We start from the raw sequence: 17,456 nt of genomic DNA, 5'->3' as shown, positions 1-17,456 counted from the left end.
TTATTCAGTCTGTTAATAAATTCCTTTCAACAATCATCTCTCGAAGGATTTTAATAAATTGTTCAAAATCCATATCCATCACATTCTCTGAACCATACTGTCTCACGCTAACCGAATGTTTTTCCTGTTCACGATCACCTACTACTAACACATAAGGAATCTTTTTCATTTGCGCTTCTCTTATTTTATAGCCTAGCTTTTCGTCACGAAGATCAACCTCTACTCGAACTTCATCTTTTTTTAGTAGCTGTTTTAATTTCATCGCATATTCTCTATGCACATCATTCGAAACGGGGATCACCTTGACTTGAACTGGCGCTAGCCATGCAGGAAAGGCTCCGCCAAAATGCTCAATTAATATACCTAGGAAGCGGTCAATCGAGCCAAATACAGCTCGGTGAATAACAACTGGTCGGACCTTTTTGTTTTGTTCATCAATATAGGATAGATCAAACTTTTCCGGCATTTGAAAATCGAGCTGAACTGTTGCACACTGATGGCTCCTTTTTAAAGAATCCTTTATGTGGATATCAATCTTAGGCCCATAAAATGCACCGTCCCCTTCATTAACTTTAAAAGGCAGACCAAGTTTATTTAAAACATTTTTTAAAGCCCCTTCTGCTCGTTCCCATAACGCCTCTTCCCCCATGTAATCTTCCGGTCTTGTTGATAACTCAATGCTATAATCAAATCCAAATACTTTATATACATAGTCAATTAGTTGTAGAGCAGAAGAAATTTCATTTTCTATTTGCTCGGGTGTTACAAAGATATGTGCATCATCTTGGCAAAAGCTTCTTACTCGTAACAGCCCATTTAGTGCACCACTAAATTCGTGCCGGTGTACTTGACCAAACTCTGCCATTCGAATCGGAAGGTCACGATACGAACGAAGTTTATCCTTAAATATCAGCATATGTCCAGGACAATTCATCGGCTTTAAAGCAAAGCTTTGTTCATCCACTTCTGAGAAATACATATTGTCTTTATAATGATCCCAATGACCAGATTGCTCCCATAATCGCTGATTCATCATAATAGGAGTTCGAACCTCTTTATAGTCAAAAGAATTTTGAATCTTCCTTAAAAATGTTTCCAGTTCATTTCGAATCAATTGTCCATTTGTTAAATAAAATGGCATTCCAGGTGCCTCTTCGGAAAACATGAACAGTTCAAGCTCACTTCCTAGCTTCCGATGATTTCGCTTAGCAGCCTCTTCTAAAAAATGGAAATATCCCTCAAGTTCCTCCTTGGAATTGAAAGCAACTCCGTACACCCTTTGTAACATTTTATTTTTGCTATCTCCTCGAAAGTACGCTCCTGATACATGAGTTAATTTAAACTCTCTTACATATTCAGTGGACGGTACATGCGGTCCTCGACATAAATCATAGAACTCACCTTGGCGATATACAGTTACTTTTTCTTCAGATGGAATGGCGTCAAGCAATTCAAGCTTATAAGGGTCTTTTGCAAAAACCTGCTTCGCTTTCTCTCTTGACCACTCTTCCCTTTCAATAGATAGATTTTCAGCAACGATTTTTTTCATTTCTTTTTCAATTTTCCCTAAGTCTTTTACTGTAATGCTTTCTGGGACATCCACATCATAGTAAAATCCATTTTCAATCACTGGACCGATAGATAAATGGACATGACTATACAACCGTTTAATTGCTTGAGCTAACACATGGGCAGTTGAGTGTCTCATAATCTTAATACCCTCTTCTGAATTTCTTTCAAGCAATTGAACACTTGCATTGTGGTGGATTCCTCTTTTCAGATCAAACATTATTCCGTTCACCATTCCTGCAATCACTTTCTTGCGCAAACTTGGACTTATTCCCTGAGCGATTTCCTCTAAAGTTACACCTGCTTGATATCTTTTTATGCTTCCATCAGGGAATTGAATATTTACTTCCATTGTTGTGGCCTCCTTTATAAATAAAAAAACACACCTGTCCCTCTAACAAGGGACGAGTGTGTTTTTCTCGTGGTTCCACCCAACTTCCCATCTCTTAAATAAGTGAGATGGCTTCGTTATGCTGTATCGTAGCAGCTACGGTATTGATTACTGTCATTTCACCAATACAGCTCCAAGGCGGTAAATGCAACAGCTGTGTTAGGAAGATTCCAGCCTTGTCTCCCCTCTCTGTTAACCGTTCAGTCGCACTCATGTCCTTTTCATTGCATGATTTATTTACTTAAAAAAACAAAAAACACACCTATCCCTCTAACAAGGGACGAGTGTGTTTATCTCGTGGTTCCACCCAACTTCCCATCTCTTTAAAAGAGAGATGGCTTCGTTATGCTGTATCGTAGCAGCTACGGTATTGATTACTATGACTTCACCAATACAGCTCCAAGGCGGTAAATGCGACAGCTGCGTTAGGAAGATTCCAGCCTTTGTCTTCCCTCTCTGTTAACCGTACAGTAGCATTCATGTCCTTATCATCGCAAAAAGAATTGTAATTAATTAGATAATATATAGAATAATTTCCCTTTCGTCAACACTTTTTAACATATTTTCTTAATCATTTGGAAAAATAATGTCAAATCAAACATTTTTACTTGTAGGGAGACAGCTATGCACTTACTATTGATTACCCTAATATTCTTGTGTGCCTATCGGTTCGGCAATTGGCGAGAATGGATGAAATACAATCACACCATTTTTTATGTGATCACGAGTAATTTACTATATAACTTCTTTTGTCATGATAAATTGCTGTGGGAATATAAGCCGGATTTCTTCCTGATGTCACACACCATTATTGATCTTTTATATACGTTTATTACTTTGCCTGCGATTACACTTTTGTATTTATCATTCTATCCATTTGCTAAGCCATTGTTTAGACAAATCTGGTTTATTGGCCAATGGGTTATCTCTTCCATGGCAATCGAATATATTTTCTATAAATTTGACAGACTCCTTTTACATAACAATTATTACTATTGGATGGATCTCCTCTTTTATTCGGTCATGTATAGCATGATTCGATTACATTATTCACGCCCAATTTTAACCTATTTGTTATCGACGGGTATTATTAGCTTTATGTTGTGGTATTTTCATATTCCACTCAAATAATCACCTTACTCTGGTAATTCTATCTCCTTTTCAAAATCTTTAAGGTTTTTTTAAGGTTTCCTCGTAATAATGATCTCATAACTATGTTTTCATACTGAGGAGGTAAAAGGTTTGAAGAAATGGATGTCTATTGGAGTTGTTGTGATTCTGTTAGCTGGAGGAGGCTTTTGGTTTTATAAAAGCAACCAAACAGTTGCTACTGCGGAAGCACAAGTCATGACTTCTACCGTACAAAGAGGAGATATTGAAGTACAAGTTAGTGGTTCTGGCACCGTTGCTTCCATTAATAGCAGCGACGTAACTTCAGCCTCTAGTGGCGAAGTGGACGAGGTTCTTGTTAGTGAAAATGATGTCATCGAAGAAGGAACGGAGTTAGTTACTTTTACGGATGGAAGCGATCCGATTACTGCCCCACATGCCGGAACGGTTACCACTCTTGATGTGCAAGCTGGAGACAACCTACAGAACGGAGAAGTTGTTGCACATGTGACCGATTATGTAACTCTTCAAACGGTGATCACGGTAGATGAGTTAGATATCGCTAGTATTAAAGAAGGACAAGTAGCAAAGATCACCGCAAGTGCCTATCCTGACGAGACATTTACCGGTACGGTTAAAAAGGTGTCTAAAGAAGGAACTTCTACAAATGGCGTTTCTAGCTTTGAGGTAACTGTCCAATTTGATGATCCAAAAAATCTTTTAATAGGAATGTCAACAGAAGTAAACATCACAACTGAAAGCAAACAAAGTGTTCTCTATGTTCCGATTGAAGCTGTAAAAGTTAATGGCAATGAAAAATATGTAACGATCCAAGTGTCTGAGGCAAATGAAAATGAAGATGCGGTTACTACCCAACAAGTGGTTGAAACAGGAATCAATGATGACCAAAATATCGAGATTGTTTCCGGACTAGAGGAAGGGCAAATGGTTCAGTTAGCTATTACAATCTCTTCGAGCAGTGACTCTACTACCGATCGAGGTGGAATGAGAGATTTCACTGGCACTGGTGGTACAAGTGGCTACCCAAGCGGTGGAATGGGTACACCTCCTACTGATAGAGCAGGAAGAGGCGGCGAGTAATATGAATAAACCAGTCATTGAAATCAATCAAATGTCCAAATCATACGAACTAGGCGGCGAAACGGTCAAAGCACTACAAGAGGTCTCCCTTCAAATTAATGAAGGGGACTTCCTTTCTATCATCGGCCCATCTGGTTCAGGAAAATCTACATTTATGAATATGATCGGCTGCCTCGACAAACCAGACTCAGGTGAATATTTGCTCGACGGAAAAAAGGTCAACAATATGAAGGATCATGAGCTTGCTGCGATAAGGAATGTGAAAATTGGGTTTATTTTTCAGAATTTTAATTTACTAAATAAATTGACTGCTCTTGAAAATGTCGAACTTCCTCTTGTTTATAGAGGTTTAAGTGTAAAGGACCGCAGAGAAAAAGCCATTAATAGTCTAGAAAGAGTGGGTCTAGGTGAACGAATTCACCATATGCCAACACAACTTTCAGGTGGACAGCAACAAAGGGTCGCCATCGCAAGAGCCTTAGCGGGAGATCCTCCTGTACTTCTTGCTGATGAGCCTACTGGTGCACTTGATAGCAAAACTAGTAAAGAGTTATTAGAGATGTTAAAAGAGTTAAACAAACGCGGACAGACGATTGTCATAATTACCCATGACTTAGAGGTTGCAAAGGAAACCAATCGCATCGTTCGAATTCACGATGGACAGCTTTACGAAAATGGAGGTGATTGGTTTGAACCTAGTCGAATCTATCAAAATGGCACTCAAGAGTATCAAGAGCAATAAAATCCGAGCCATTTTAACAATGTTAGGAATTATTATCGGTGTTGCTTCGGTTATCACACTTGTCGGGGTTGGACAAGGCTCCTCACAGTCTGTAACGGATGAAATCGGAAGCTTAGGAACAAACCTGATTACCTTGAGTGTAAACGATACGGAATCAGTCCAACTAAAGGACGACCAAATTCTAGATTTTCAAGAATTAAATGGTATATCAGAGGTGGCCCCTGTTGTTACTGGGCGAATAAATGCAAAAAATCAAGATAACACCGCACAGGTATCAATAACAGGCACAACTTCTTCTTACTTATCCGTAAGAAATTTAACATTGAGTCAAGGCCGATTCATTACCGATATGGATAATGAACTCCGCCAGAAGGTGGTCGTACTTGGATCAACTACTGCAGACGCTTTGTTTCCATATGAAAACGCAGTTGGACAGAGTGTACAAATTGAAGGTGTATCCTTCCAAGTAGTGGGAGTGTTAGAGTCTGTTGGTACCTCTCTCGGTACGAGTGGGGATAATGTTATTATCTCTCCCCTTTCAACTACCCAGCGAATCACACAGACTACAGCAATTGGAACAGTCTACTTTCAAGCTGAGAGTGAAGACGATGTAAATCGCGCCATGTTCCAAGTACAAGGTGTGATGACTACCCTTTTCCCGAATTCAAGTGACTATTATTCTGTATCAAGCCAGGAGGATTTAATGGAGACGATGACCTCTGTTTCCGATACAATGACCCTTATGCTTGGTGGCATAGCAAGTATCTCCTTGCTTGTAGGCGGTATCGGAATCATGAACATCATGCTCGTTTCCGTTTCTGAGCGTACGAAAGAAATCGGAATACGAAAAGCCATTGGAGCCAATCGTCGATCCATATTATTGCAATTTTTAATAGAGGCCGTTGTTTTAAGTACACTCGGAGGTTTAATCGGAGTTGTAATTGGATTAGGAGTTTCAAAACTAATGGAGTTATTCTCTAGCATCACCATTTCTTACTCCCCATCCGTTACATTACTTGCTTTCCTATTCTCCCTATTAATAGGAGTCGTTTTTGGGGTGTTCCCAGCCAACAAAGCATCAAAACTAAATCCGATTCAAGCGCTTCGTCAGGAATAACTTAACACTGGCCGTGAATACCATGGCCAGATGATATTTTAAGAGAAACTACGAATTGAGGTGCAACATGCATATAAAAAAAGGGCTAAACGTAGCAATTGTTGGATCCATGATTACCTTCGCCACTTTTTCTACTTCCCCTATTACTCACGCTAGTGCCGAGGAAAACATAACAGCAGAAAGCACAACACGATTATCAGCACTCGAAATTACTGAATTTAAGCTTGATCAAACATTTTCGAAAGATGTAACCACCTACACAGCAACTGTATCAAATGATATAAATAGCATGAGTTTACTTCTGGACACTGAAATCGATGGCACAATTTTAACTGTTAATGGAGAGGAAGTTACAAGCAAAGAGCAGTTGATCTATTCCCTGAATACAGGTGAAAATATTTTTACCATAACGCTCACAAATGGTAGTGAAGTAACTACATATACACTAACCATTTTTCGAGCATTAAATGAAAATAGCAATCTATCTAATCTTACTCTTTCTAGTGGAAGTCTAGATTTTTCACCTTCTATCACAAGTTATTCAGTTGCTGTAGAAAATTCCATAAGTTCAATAACTATGAAACCTGAAACCTCAGTCGACACATCCACTGTTAATGTGGAAGGGATTGCTGTGGATCAACAAAAAGGCCATACCATAGAACTTCCAGTAGGTAAAACCACCGTGTCATTCGTTATCACAGCAGAAAATGGTACTCAGTCTACGTATACTGTTACGATCACAAGAGCGGCAATGGTAAACAGCCCTACTGATACGAATATAACCGACAATACAAAAACCAATACCAATCAAACAACAACTACAACAACAACTAAGGAGCAACCGACTGTTACCAATCTTGTTTCAACTGCACAAACCGGGTCTGGATCTAGTCGTACATCGTCAACTGTTCAGGGGGTTACATCAAGCAGTACAGGTGCACAAGCTGAAACTCCAACTACTGCTAATTTATCAGCATTAACGGTTTCATCAGGGACTTGGAATAAAACCTTTGATTCAGATACCTACACATATCATATTGCTGTAGGTACAGACATAGCTAATGTTACAATAGCGGCTACAGCTGATGAAGGTGATGCTGAGGTTGAAATCGAAGGAAGCACGAGTACGACAGTGACTCTACCGGATCAAGCAAAAACTGCGATCTCCGTTTCCGTTACAAACGAAGATGACCGTAAAACATATGTTTTAGTTTTTGATAAAGACATCGAAGAAATAGAAACTACTGAAATCTCTAATACTGATGAATCTACCGAAGCTTCTGTATCGGGTACCACCAATTCTTCAGGTGCTCAGTCAAACGTGTCTGGAAATCAACGAGGACAAAAAAGGCAAGCAATGCAAACGTCTGATCAATCATCAGAAAGTACGGGATCATTTTGGAACTGGGTAAAATCGTTATTTAATTTTTAATTTTAGGAGAGTGTACTAAATTATGCAAATATATTCCATTTTATCAGGTTCTACAGCATATAATTCTACGAATCAATCAAGCACTTCTATTGCAGCATTAGAAAAGCAAAAGCAACAACTTCAAAACCAAATGGAAAAAGTAAAAGCATCTAAAGAAGACGCGGACAAAAAGCAAAAAGAGGTACAACAGCTTGAAAAACAAATCCAGCAAATCGAAACAGAAATTCAAAGACTACAAGGAACTAATTCTAACTCTAATGTGCAACAAACATCTTCTGCTAGAACGCCACTAGAGGATACAGTTGAGATCAGCGAGGAAGCTCGGTTATTAAGTCAAGGGCTGTAGTTCATAAGCTATTCGGACTGGACTTCCATGATATTTCCTTGGGGTTCTGAATCCAGTGGCTATTCGGACTGGATTTCTAAGAAATTACCTTGGGGTGTCCGAATCCAGCGGTTATTTGGACTGGAGTTCCATGATATTACCTTGGGGTGTCCGAATCCAGTGGTTATTCGGACTGGACTTCTAAGAAATTACCTTGGGGTGTCTGAATCCAGTGACTATTTGGACTGGACTTCCATGATATTACCTTGGGGTGTCTGAATCCAGTGGCTATTCGGACTGGACTTCCATGATATTACCTTGGGGTGTCCGAATCCAGTGGTTATTCGGACTGGACTTCTAAGAAATTACCTTGGGGTGTCCGAATCCAGTTGCTATTCGGACTGGACTTCCATGATATTACCTTGGGGTGTCTGAATCCAGTGGCTATTCGGACTGGACTTCCATGATATTACCTTGGGGTGTCCGAATCCAGTGGCTATTCGGACTGGATTTCCATGATATTACCTTGGGGTGTCCGAATCCAGTTGCTATTTGGACTGGAGTTCCATGATATTACCTTGGGGTGTCCGAATCCAGTTGCTATTCGGACTGGAGTTCCATGATATTACCTTGGGGTGTCCGAATCCAACGGCTATTCGGACTGGATTTCCATGATATTACCTTGAGGTGTCCGAATCCAGTTGCTATTCGGACTGGACTTGATGGAATTAACCTTTGAAAACCGGACCCGATACTTTAAGTTTAAGTGGTTTAATACATTTAAAATGATTCTATTGGAAATTAAAATTGAAAACATATTTTAACTGTACAAACAAGTATTATCATTGTTAATAAGTGTATCCTTTCGAATGCCAATTAAACTAAAAAAGAAAATAGCGTGAGTCAAAATTCGCACGCTATTTTCTGTGTCATTTTATACGTATGCACCCGAAAACGAACCCTTTTGCATTTTTTGAAATATGGATGTATATATTTTTAGCGAATCATGGTAAATCCCCACGAAGTTTTTGATATTTCCTCGGAAATTAGCGCCACTTTCCCGCTACAGCTTTAATATCTCTTGGTGATGTTCTGCAACATCCTCCAATTAATCGAGCCCCAGCTTCGTACCACTCTTTTGATTTCGACTCGAGCGTATGGCATGATTCTTGACCGTGCCAAGTTTTTGTCTCGGGATCATACGTTTCTCCAGAGTTCGGATAAACAATGATAGGTTTGTCTGTGTAGCTTTTAAGATTGCTAATGGCTCCTGTAACATAATCTAATGGAGCACAGTTGAAGCCAACCGCAGCAATCTGTTCACATTCATTTGCCAGTTTAGCACATTCTTGTAACAATGTACCTTCACTTATTGACCTTTCGTCCTTCAAGGAGAAGGATAGCCAGGCATAAGTTCCAGGAAACTCCTTCAATAAAGAAATTAATACTTTCGCTTCTTGAAGGGAAGGAATGGTTTCAAATGCCAAAATATCAGCTCCTGCTTCAATCAGTACCGTCATTCTTTGACGGTGAAAATCTCTAAGGACATGATCGCTCACTCCATAGTTCCCAACATACTCTGAGCCATCTGCTAAGAACGCACCATATGGACCAACAGAGGCAGCTACTAATGGTTTAGGTCTATCAGATTGTGGATTTTCTTGCCAAAAGTCATCTCTTGCACTCTTCGCAAGCACAACTGTCTTTTTTATCAATTCCAAAGCTTCTTCCTCTTGTAAACCACGTTTAGCAAATCCTTCAACTGTTGCTTGATAACTTGCAGTGATCGCACAATCTGCACCTGCCCGAAAATAGTCTAAATGCACTTGATAAATCATCTGCGGATTCTCTAGTAACACACTTGCTGACCATAGAGGATCATCCAAATTGCATCCTTGGGATTCAAGTTCGGTAGCCATTGCTCCATCTACTATAATAAGTGAATGCTCTTGTAAAATAGCGTCAATTGGGTTTGTTTGTTTCAACGTATATGACTCCTTCCATCTCAACACTGGATAGAATTTTTTTCAACCTTACCAATCTACAAAACTATTGTCAAGAATATTTAGAATTTAACAAAACAAAGGGTATTCAGATGGTAACTACTGTTACTTTGAATACCCTTTGTTAATCTTTATAGTGTTTTTACTTCTAACACATCTTCCCCACGTGCAGCTCTAACTTTTTCAACATACTGTTTTGCATACTCCGTAATAAGGTCATAATCTCCCGTCTTAGCTGGTGCTAATAGATTTCCTCCTACTCCGACTGCTACACAGCCGTTTTTAATCCATTGGTCCACATTTTCAAGACTAACACCACCTGTTGGCATGATGTTCACTTGTGGAAGTGGTGCTTTTACTCCCTTAACAAAATCAGGGCCAAAATTGTTCCCTGGGAATAGTTTTACAATATCAACACCAGATTCAAGAGCTCGCTTCATCTCAGTGATTGTCATACAACCTGGCATATAAGGGACTTGATAGAGATTACATATTTTTGCCGTTTCTTCATCAAAGGAAGGACTGACTACGAACTGTGCCCCTGCAAGGATGGCTATTCTAGCAGTAGTTGAGTCAAGTACTGTGCCAGCTCCGATTACAACATCATTTTGCTGATTATATAAAGATGTTAACTCTTTAATTACTTCATCGGCACCTTTTACAGTGAAAGTGACTTCTATCCCCTTAATACCACCTCGAATACATGCTTTAGAGATTGTTACTGCTTCTTCCTTCGTCTCTGCTCTCACTACCGCCACTACTCCACACTCTGAAACCTTTGATAGAACATTGATTTTATTCATGTGAATCCCCACTTTTTATATATTTTATGAAACATTTTTTATTAAATTTACAAAACTCTCACGCTGCCGTATCATATAGTAGAACGGCGTTTTAAATTTTTAAATAAAAAGTTCTATTCATTCTACATATATAAATCCCATTGAAAGAGGTAACCGACTGTGTCCAACGTCCAATCACTTGAAAGAGCCTTAACTATTTTGAATAAGCTTTCAGATTATCCAGATGGAATACAAATTGCCCGTTTATCTGAACAAGTTGGTCTATCAAAAAGCACCGTCCACAGGCTTTTAGCAACATTATCCAATATGAACTATGTCGTAAAAGATTCGGAATCCGACAAGTATAAATTAGGATTGCAAGTACTATTTCTCTCAAGAAATATTTTAAATAATAATGACATTGTGAATACGGCAAAACCTTACCTAGAAAGGCTTTCCCATGATGTAAATGAAACCGTCCATTTATGCATCGAAGACCGTGGTGAAATTGTCTATATTGATAAAATTGAAAGCAATCAAACCATTCGAATGTTCTCACGTGTCGGAAACCGTGCGCCAATGTATTGCACTGCTGTCGGGAAAATCTTATATTCAGGTATGGAGTCGGACCATTTTGAAGAATTAATTTCAAAGGTGAATTTTATCCCTAAGACAGAATCAACCATCACAACCCCTGAGGGACTTCGAGAAGAAATAAATAAGATAAAAAAACAAAAATACGCCTTGGATAATATAGAAAACGAAGAAGGAATACGATGTATCGCCGCACCGATCTACAATCATACAGGCAAGATTATTGCTAGTTTTAGTATCTCTGGTCCTAGCAATCGTGTGACGATGGATAAAATAAACGATACATTAATAGATAAGATGAGACAGACTAGCTTAGATATTTCTAGGAATCTAGGTTATATTGGTTCTTGATAAAGCCATTTCCTTCCCTTACTGGGAAGGAAATTTTTTACTTTATGTTTATTCTTTTCGTTTCCATAAATGAGCTTAGTTCCGCTCGATCAGGTAGCCCATCATTGTCACCTGGAGACATAACCGCTAAAGCTCCAATTGCTGTTCCACGTACCACTGCATCCTCTATTTTTTGGCCTTCTAACAAAGCACTCACTACACCAACGGCAAAACCGTCACCAGCGCCAACCGTATCAACGACTTTTTCTACCGGGAAACCCTCTGTATAAAACTGCTTCCCTTCAGAACTTGTGAAAGCTCCCTTTGCTCCTAATTTAATAACTACCGTTTTCACTCCAGCAGCATGATAAAACTGTGCAATCTCAGCCTCATCTTCACAGCCTGTCAATAGCCTTCCTTCTGCAATGCCAGGTAGAACAATATCAGCCAGACACGCTAAATCATTAATAATCCTCACCATTTCTTTTTGGTCTGGCCACAGTCCTGGACGTAAATTCGGGTCAAAAGAAATTTGAACTCCTTTCTCTCGCGCCACTCTCAATAACTCATAGACAGCCGCTCTGCAGTCTTCCGATAATGCTGGTGGTATACCAGTTAGATGGATATGATCATATCCGTCCCAGCTTACATTCTTAATTGTTTCTTTACTCATATGAGATGCCGCAGAGTTTTTCCTTGCAGAGAATACTTCTGGGTCTCCCACTTCCACTTTCTGCTTCCATTGCATACCTGTTACATATTTTGATTCATAGTTAACATAGGTTGTATCAATCCCATTTTGTTGAAGGAACTTCTCTATATTTTTACCGAAAGGATCTTTCCCAAGTTGGGTAATGTAGGTAACCTCATGACCTAATCGGGACATTCCGATCGAAAAATTCACCTCTGCCCCTGCAACAAACCGACTAAATCGGTTCACTTCTTCTAAAGAACCTCTTTGCTCTGCTACGAAGAGAGCCATCGGTTCACCGATTGTAATGATTTTACTCATACTTCCCCTTCTCCCCTTTACTTAAAGAGAGACATACTGTGATATGCCTCTCTTTAGCTACTTTTAGACAGCAGTTGCGTTGATATCTTCTTTTACATTGCCTTTGTTTTTCTTTTTCATATATTTAGACCAATAGGCTGTTAAGATTGGTACTAGAATGGATGTGACAATTACGGATGCCGCTACTAAAGCAGTTGCTGATTGAGCAACATCCATAAATTCCGGCTTCATATTGGCAATTATCATAGGATTTGCAACAGCCGCGCCTGCTGTACTAGATGCAGCTAGTCCCGCCGTACCATTTCCGCCACCAATATATTTATCTGCTAAAATCAACGGAATACCAGTTACAATGATTACAAGTACACCTAGGATAATACCGGCAAGACCTGTTTTTGCAATGACCGTTAAATCAATTGTGTTTCCTAGTGCAAATCCGAAAAACGGAATCATGGTATGAGTAGCTTTGCTAAAGAAATCTTTTAAATCACTATCTAAATTTCCAAGTACAAAACCGACTAAGAAAGGTAGAACTGCTCCTACGAACACATGTGGTTCAAATGCTGCTAAACCCGTTGAACCAAGAATCAACATCGTTACTAATGGACCAGATTCAAGTGACATTAATACAAATGCTCCAGCTTCTTCTTTCGTTCCATACTGTTGCATGATAGAAGCATATAGTCCACCGTTTGTCATATCCATGGCGGCAATTAAAGCAAGGACTGAGAAACCTGCAAATAATCCTGTTTGAATTCCGCCATCTGGCATAAACATGGAGGCAATAATGGCAATAACCCACGCCACTGCAATTTTCGTTAATACAAGTGTTCCAGACTTTCTTAATACTGTACCTGTTGCTTTTATATTGATGCCTGCACCCATACAGAAAAACCATACCGCTAAAATAGGAACGGTTCCCGTCATTAATCCATTAGTGAACGACCCGAAATATTCTCCTGAGGTTGGTGCAAGTGTGTGTATAATTGCTCCTAAAAATAGTGGAACAAGCATTAATCCGCCAGGGATCTTTTCCATTGACTTCATGATTTTCATTTTGCATTACCTTACCCTTCTTATTTTTATATAGGTAAATTTCACGCAAAAGAACTTGAGATGATTGAATAATTGTCAATTTTATGCTATCTTTAAGTTTCAAAAAACAATTTGAAATGTTAGAGGTGGCTTATTCCTTAGGTCTGCCAACCTTTGGCCGCCTTAACGTTTCATCCCATATTCTTCTGTGTCTGTCCCTATAACTCCACTTTAAGCACTATTTTTCTCACCTTTTGTTTTTCTTGAGCAATTAAGCCTGTCATATGTGAATCTTCAGGAAAGCAAATCATCACATCTCCAGGATTCATTGTGATTCCAGAGAGGACATCTCCTTTAAAAAAGATGGCATCCTTCTCTGCATCGTATTCTTCCTTCACTTGCTGGCGTCCTATATGGTCAACCGCAATTTTCTCTTTTCCTTCTAAAATATAATGGATATCTAAATATTTCCTATGCGCTTCCCAAAAACAGCTTTCTTCCTCTTTTGTTTCGTATTCGTTTAAGAAGAAGAACGAGTGATTATCCACTTCATAACGCCCGGCTGTATATTGTGAAAAGTCACCTTTTAGGAATTCTAACTTTGATAAAACCTTCTCATCTAAAACAGCCTTTTCTCTGATATCTTCTAACTTTCCTGTAATCACCCTAATCTTTCCTTTCTGAGATTTATTAACGTGCTAACCAACCACCATCAATCGCAATGATTGATCCATTCATATAATCTGAAGCTCTACTTGATAAAAACACAACAACTCCCATTAGATCGGAAGGATCCGCCCAACGTCCGGCTGGTATGCGTGAAAGAATTTCCGCATTACGCTGTTCGTCTGCACGAATAGGTGCTGTATTAGCTGTTGCAATGTAACCTGGTGCAATCGCATTAATCTGAACATTATATTGTCCCAGTTCATTAGCAAACGCTTTCGTAACTCCCGCAACCGCATGCTTACTAGCAGTATACGGAGGAACAAACTTCCCACCTTGGAACGAAAGCATAGAGCAAATGTTAATGATCTTTCCCCAATTTTGCTCAACCATTACTTTTGCCACTTCTTGGCTTAAAAAGTAGACAGCGTTTAGGTTAATGTCCATTACGGCATCCCAATCTTCTTGCTTGTACTCTAGTAAAGGAGCACGTCTAATGGTTCCCGCATTATTTACTAAAACATCTATCTTGCCGTACACATTTAGACAATCCTCTACTACTTTCTTTAAGGAGTCTCTATTCGTTAGATCTGCCTGGTGGAAATGAACCTTTCTTCCTGTCTCTTCGATGAACGCTCTCGTTTCATCCCAATTTGTGTCATGCGTAACAATAAATAAATCTGCTCCAGCTTTTGCTAGTGCGACCGCATACCCTTGGCCAAGACCAGTATTTCCACCAGTTACGATAGCTACCTTATTTTGTAGGCTAAAAAAGTCTAATGAAAAATCTTGTAAACTCATATTTTATTACACTCCTATTTCATTATTTTTAGTTTTAAATTACTTTAGTTGATCCATAGTCACTTGGTCCATATCGTTATAGGTCTTATTTTCGCCAGCCATTGCCCAAATGAAAGTATAATTACTTGTTGCAGCACCACAATGGATGCTCCAAGGCGGAGAGATCACCGCTTGTTCATTTTTCATCACGATATGTCTTGTTTCAGTTGGCTTCCCCATAAAGTGGAACATTCTAGCATTTTCGTCCAAATCGATATACAGATAGGTTTCCATTCTGCGATCATGAGTATGAGTTGGCATCGAGTTCCATACACTGCCTGTATTTAACTGAGTCATCCCCATTACCACTTGACAGCTTTGGATTCCCTCATTGTGGATCATTCTACGAATCACACGATCGTTCGCACTTTCAAGAGCTCCCAAACGATCACCTTCAATGGATTTAAATGAAACATGCTGCACAGGATACTCCTTGTGAGCTGATGCTGAGAATAAATAATACTTTGCTGGATTTTCAGCTGATTCACTTGTAAAAAGAAGTTCCTTCTTCCCTAATCCCACATACAAGCAGTCTTTATTTTCCATCTCATAAGCTTCTCCGTCGACAGTAATTTTTCCGTTACCTCCAACGTTAAAGATTCCCACTTCTCTTCTTTCTAAAAAGTAGTTAGCCTTAATTTCATCGTAGCCACCTAAAGAAATCGCTTCATTTGTTGGGGTAATTCCACCGATAATAACACGGTCTTCCATTGAGTAGGTAAGCTTGATCTCACCAGGCACAAATAAGTCTTCAACAAGATAATGCTTTCTAAGGTCTTCATTAGTAAATGTTTTGGCATGATCTGGGTGTGTCGAGTATCTAATTTCCATAAATTACATCTCCTTTTCTAGTCGTTCCACATCGTGGTATATTGTTCCATAAATTAATTATAGCGTTTTCACACATAAAATGCCAACTATAATTTGGCAAAAATATGAACATTTTTTACATCTAATAAAAAATAAAAAGAGCCATCCATTTGGATAGCCCTTAACACAACTATATTTTATAATACCTTCTCTAAGAAATCTTTCGCTCTCGCTGTTTTTGGATTACTAAAAAACTCAGCTGGATTTGCGTCTTCAAGTAATACTCCACCATCAAGGAATAATACTCTGTCAGCCACTTCACGTGCAAATCCCATTTCATGAGTAACGATCGCCATCGTCATACCTGATTTTGCTAGGTCCTTCATTACATTCAGTACTTCCTTAACCATTTCAGGATCAAGTGCGGAGGTTGGCTCATCAAACAGCATTAAGTTCGGCTCCATCGCTAGAGCACGAGCAATCGCAACACGCTGTTTTTGTCCACCTGAAAGGTTACTAGGAAATGCTTTTTCCTTTTCTGTAAGTCCCACTTTCGCAAGCAAATTACGAGCCTTTTCTTCCGCTACTTGTCGCGTTTCTCCTTTTACTTTGATTGGAGCGTACGTTAAGTTATCAAGAACATTTAAATGAGGGAACAAGTTAAAATGCTGAAAAACCATTCCAATTTGTTGACGAACCTTAAGTATATTTGTATTTTTATCTGTAATACTTTGACCATCTATCGATATGGTCCCCTTCGTTGGCACTTCTAATAAGTTAATACAGCGAAGAAAAGTTGATTTTCCAGACCCAGATGGTCCAATAATCGAAACAACTTCACCACTATTAATATTGGTCGTGATACCCTTTAGTACTTCATTATCACCGAATTGCTTATAGAGGTTTTCCACTTTAATCACTGAACTTCAACCTCCTTTCAACAACTTTCCCAATGATCGTTAATACCATAACCAGTAGCCAATAAATGACTCCTACAAAAATTAATGGTTCAAAGTTTCGATAAATATCCGCTCCGACTACTTGAGCTCGGCGCATCAGATCTAAATAACCAATAGTTGACACAATAGCCGATTCCTTCGTTAATGTAATAAATTCATTCATGAGTGCAGGTAATATATTTTTTAAAGCCTGTGGCAAAATAATGTCCTTCATCATCAATCGATAAGGTACTCCAAGAGCTTGAGCAGCCTCTGTTTGTCCCTTATCAACTGCTTGAATTCCCGCACGGATTATTTCCGATACATAGGCAGAGGAATTTAGTCCAAATGCAAGGATAGCTGATAAAAATGGAGAAATATCATAGCCCGTTAATTGTGGAATCGCAAAATAAATGATCATTAACTGCAAAATTAATGGTGTTCCACGGAAAATGGATGTGTATGCATCCCCAAACCAGTTTAATGCTTTTATTTTTGAGATTTTACATAATGCTAAGACCGTTCCTAAAATAAAACCAAATATAATTGATATAATGACAAACTGTAATGTAACCCATATTCCTTCTAAGATAAAAGGAATATAAGGCACAATTTGGCTAAAATCCAAATTCATGCCTTACACCTCACTTTAATATTTT

Annotated in this window: 18 protein-coding genes; 7 read left to right on the top strand and 11 right to left on the bottom strand. The window is 39.0% G+C overall.

Going from position 1 to position 17,456, the window contains the following annotated elements; translation table 11 throughout:
* Positions 1-4: 4 nt before the first annotated feature.
* Both thrS and ACQ5H4_RS15535 read right to left on the bottom strand, forming a co-directional pair.
* A complete protein-coding gene (gene thrS, locus ACQ5H4_RS15540; RefSeq protein WP_430775919.1) occupies positions 5-1,921 on the bottom strand; it encodes a threonine--tRNA ligase in 1,917 nt (638 codons plus the stop codon).
* 94 nt (positions 1,922-2,015) lie between these two features.
* Entirely contained in the window at positions 2,016-2,174 is a 159-nt protein-coding gene (locus ACQ5H4_RS15535; RefSeq protein ID WP_430775918.1) for a hypothetical protein, read from the bottom strand.
* Positions 2,175-2,584: 410 nt separating this feature from the next.
* On the opposite strand from ACQ5H4_RS15535, the gene ACQ5H4_RS15530 reads away from it, so the two are divergent.
* The 6 genes from ACQ5H4_RS15530 (at position 2,585) to ACQ5H4_RS15505 (ending at position 7,808) form a co-directional block, all read left to right on the top strand.
* A complete protein-coding gene (locus ACQ5H4_RS15530; protein WP_430775917.1) occupies positions 2,585-3,091 on the top strand; it encodes a CBO0543 family protein in 507 nt (168 codons plus the stop codon).
* A 111-nt stretch (positions 3,092-3,202) separates the two neighbouring features.
* Positions 3,203-4,171 carry an efflux RND transporter periplasmic adaptor subunit gene (locus ACQ5H4_RS15525; protein ID WP_430775916.1) on the top strand — a complete coding sequence of 323 codons (969 nt, stop codon included), beginning with the start codon at positions 3,203-3,205 and terminating at the stop codon, positions 4,169-4,171.
* 1 nt (position 4,172) lies between these two features.
* The gene (locus ACQ5H4_RS15520) at positions 4,173-4,913 is read left to right on the top strand and encodes an ABC transporter ATP-binding protein (RefSeq protein WP_430775915.1); all 741 of its coding nucleotides are present in this window, start codon (positions 4,173-4,175) and stop codon (positions 4,911-4,913) included.
* Entirely contained in the window at positions 4,861-6,030 is a 1,170-nt protein-coding gene (locus ACQ5H4_RS15515; RefSeq protein ID WP_430775914.1) for an ABC transporter permease, read from the top strand. The genes ACQ5H4_RS15520 and ACQ5H4_RS15515 overlap by 53 nt, the downstream gene beginning before the upstream one ends.
* Positions 6,031-6,097: 67 nt before the next feature.
* Positions 6,098-7,462: a cadherin-like beta sandwich domain-containing protein gene (locus ACQ5H4_RS15510; RefSeq protein WP_430775913.1), complete on the top strand. Its 1,365-nt coding sequence runs from the start codon at positions 6,098-6,100 to the stop codon at positions 7,460-7,462.
* A gap of 22 nt (positions 7,463-7,484) precedes the next feature.
* A complete protein-coding gene (locus ACQ5H4_RS15505) occupies positions 7,485-7,808 on the top strand; it encodes a FlxA-like family protein (RefSeq protein WP_430775912.1) in 324 nt (107 codons plus the stop codon).
* A gap of 1,025 nt (positions 7,809-8,833) precedes the next feature.
* On the opposite strand, the gene mmuM is transcribed toward ACQ5H4_RS15505, so the two are convergent.
* Both mmuM and ACQ5H4_RS15495 read right to left on the bottom strand, forming a co-directional pair.
* Positions 8,834-9,772: a homocysteine S-methyltransferase gene (mmuM, locus tag ACQ5H4_RS15500; RefSeq protein ID WP_430775911.1), complete on the bottom strand. Its 939-nt coding sequence runs from the start codon at positions 9,770-9,772 to the stop codon at positions 8,834-8,836.
* Between the two features lie 149 nt (positions 9,773-9,921).
* Positions 9,922-10,593, bottom strand: coding sequence for a bifunctional 4-hydroxy-2-oxoglutarate aldolase/2-dehydro-3-deoxy-phosphogluconate aldolase (locus ACQ5H4_RS15495; protein ID WP_430775910.1), 672 nt, complete (start codon positions 10,591-10,593; stop codon positions 9,922-9,924).
* 159 nt (positions 10,594-10,752) lie between these two features.
* On the opposite strand from ACQ5H4_RS15495, the gene ACQ5H4_RS15490 reads away from it, so the two are divergent.
* Positions 10,753-11,517 (top strand): IclR family transcriptional regulator, encoded by a 765-nt coding sequence (locus ACQ5H4_RS15490; protein ID WP_430775909.1) that lies wholly within the window; start codon positions 10,753-10,755, stop codon positions 11,515-11,517.
* A 37-nt stretch (positions 11,518-11,554) separates the two neighbouring features.
* Here the strand turns inward: ACQ5H4_RS15490 and ACQ5H4_RS15485 are convergent, their stop codons facing one another.
* From ACQ5H4_RS15485 to ACQ5H4_RS15455, 7 genes are all read right to left on the bottom strand, one after another.
* Entirely contained in the window at positions 11,555-12,508 is a 954-nt protein-coding gene (locus ACQ5H4_RS15485) for a sugar kinase (protein WP_430775908.1), read from the bottom strand.
* A 63-nt stretch (positions 12,509-12,571) separates the two neighbouring features.
* Entirely contained in the window at positions 12,572-13,564 is a 993-nt protein-coding gene (gene kdgT / locus ACQ5H4_RS15480; RefSeq protein WP_430775907.1) for a 2-keto-3-deoxygluconate transporter, read from the bottom strand.
* A gap of 197 nt (positions 13,565-13,761) precedes the next feature.
* Positions 13,762-14,208, bottom strand: a complete 447-nt coding sequence (locus tag ACQ5H4_RS15475; protein ID WP_430775906.1) for a NanQ anomerase/TabA/YiaL family protein — start codon at positions 14,206-14,208, stop codon at positions 13,762-13,764.
* 25 nt (positions 14,209-14,233) lie between these two features.
* Positions 14,234-15,010 carry a 2-dehydro-3-deoxy-D-gluconate 5-dehydrogenase KduD gene (gene kduD, locus ACQ5H4_RS15470; protein WP_430775905.1) on the bottom strand — a complete coding sequence of 259 codons (777 nt, stop codon included), beginning with the start codon at positions 15,008-15,010 and terminating at the stop codon, positions 14,234-14,236.
* A 39-nt stretch (positions 15,011-15,049) separates the two neighbouring features.
* The gene (gene kduI / locus ACQ5H4_RS15465) at positions 15,050-15,880 is read right to left on the bottom strand and encodes a 5-dehydro-4-deoxy-D-glucuronate isomerase (RefSeq protein WP_430775904.1); all 831 of its coding nucleotides are present in this window, start codon (positions 15,878-15,880) and stop codon (positions 15,050-15,052) included.
* A gap of 176 nt (positions 15,881-16,056) precedes the next feature.
* Positions 16,057-16,779, bottom strand: a complete 723-nt coding sequence (locus ACQ5H4_RS15460) for an amino acid ABC transporter ATP-binding protein (RefSeq protein WP_430775903.1) — start codon at positions 16,777-16,779, stop codon at positions 16,057-16,059.
* Positions 16,772-17,431 carry an amino acid ABC transporter permease gene (locus tag ACQ5H4_RS15455; RefSeq protein ID WP_119706937.1) on the bottom strand — a complete coding sequence of 220 codons (660 nt, stop codon included), beginning with the start codon at positions 17,429-17,431 and terminating at the stop codon, positions 16,772-16,774. The genes ACQ5H4_RS15460 and ACQ5H4_RS15455 overlap by 8 nt, the downstream gene beginning before the upstream one ends.
* Positions 17,432-17,456: the final 25 nt, after the last annotated feature.

This window comes from Bacillus coreaensis (assembly GCF_050586445.1).
Classification (GTDB): domain Bacteria; phylum Bacillota; class Bacilli; order Bacillales; family Cytobacillaceae; genus Robertmurraya_A; species Robertmurraya_A coreaensis.
The sequence above is the reverse complement of the archived record's forward strand: the minus strand, read 5'-3'. Positions and strand labels throughout refer to the sequence as shown.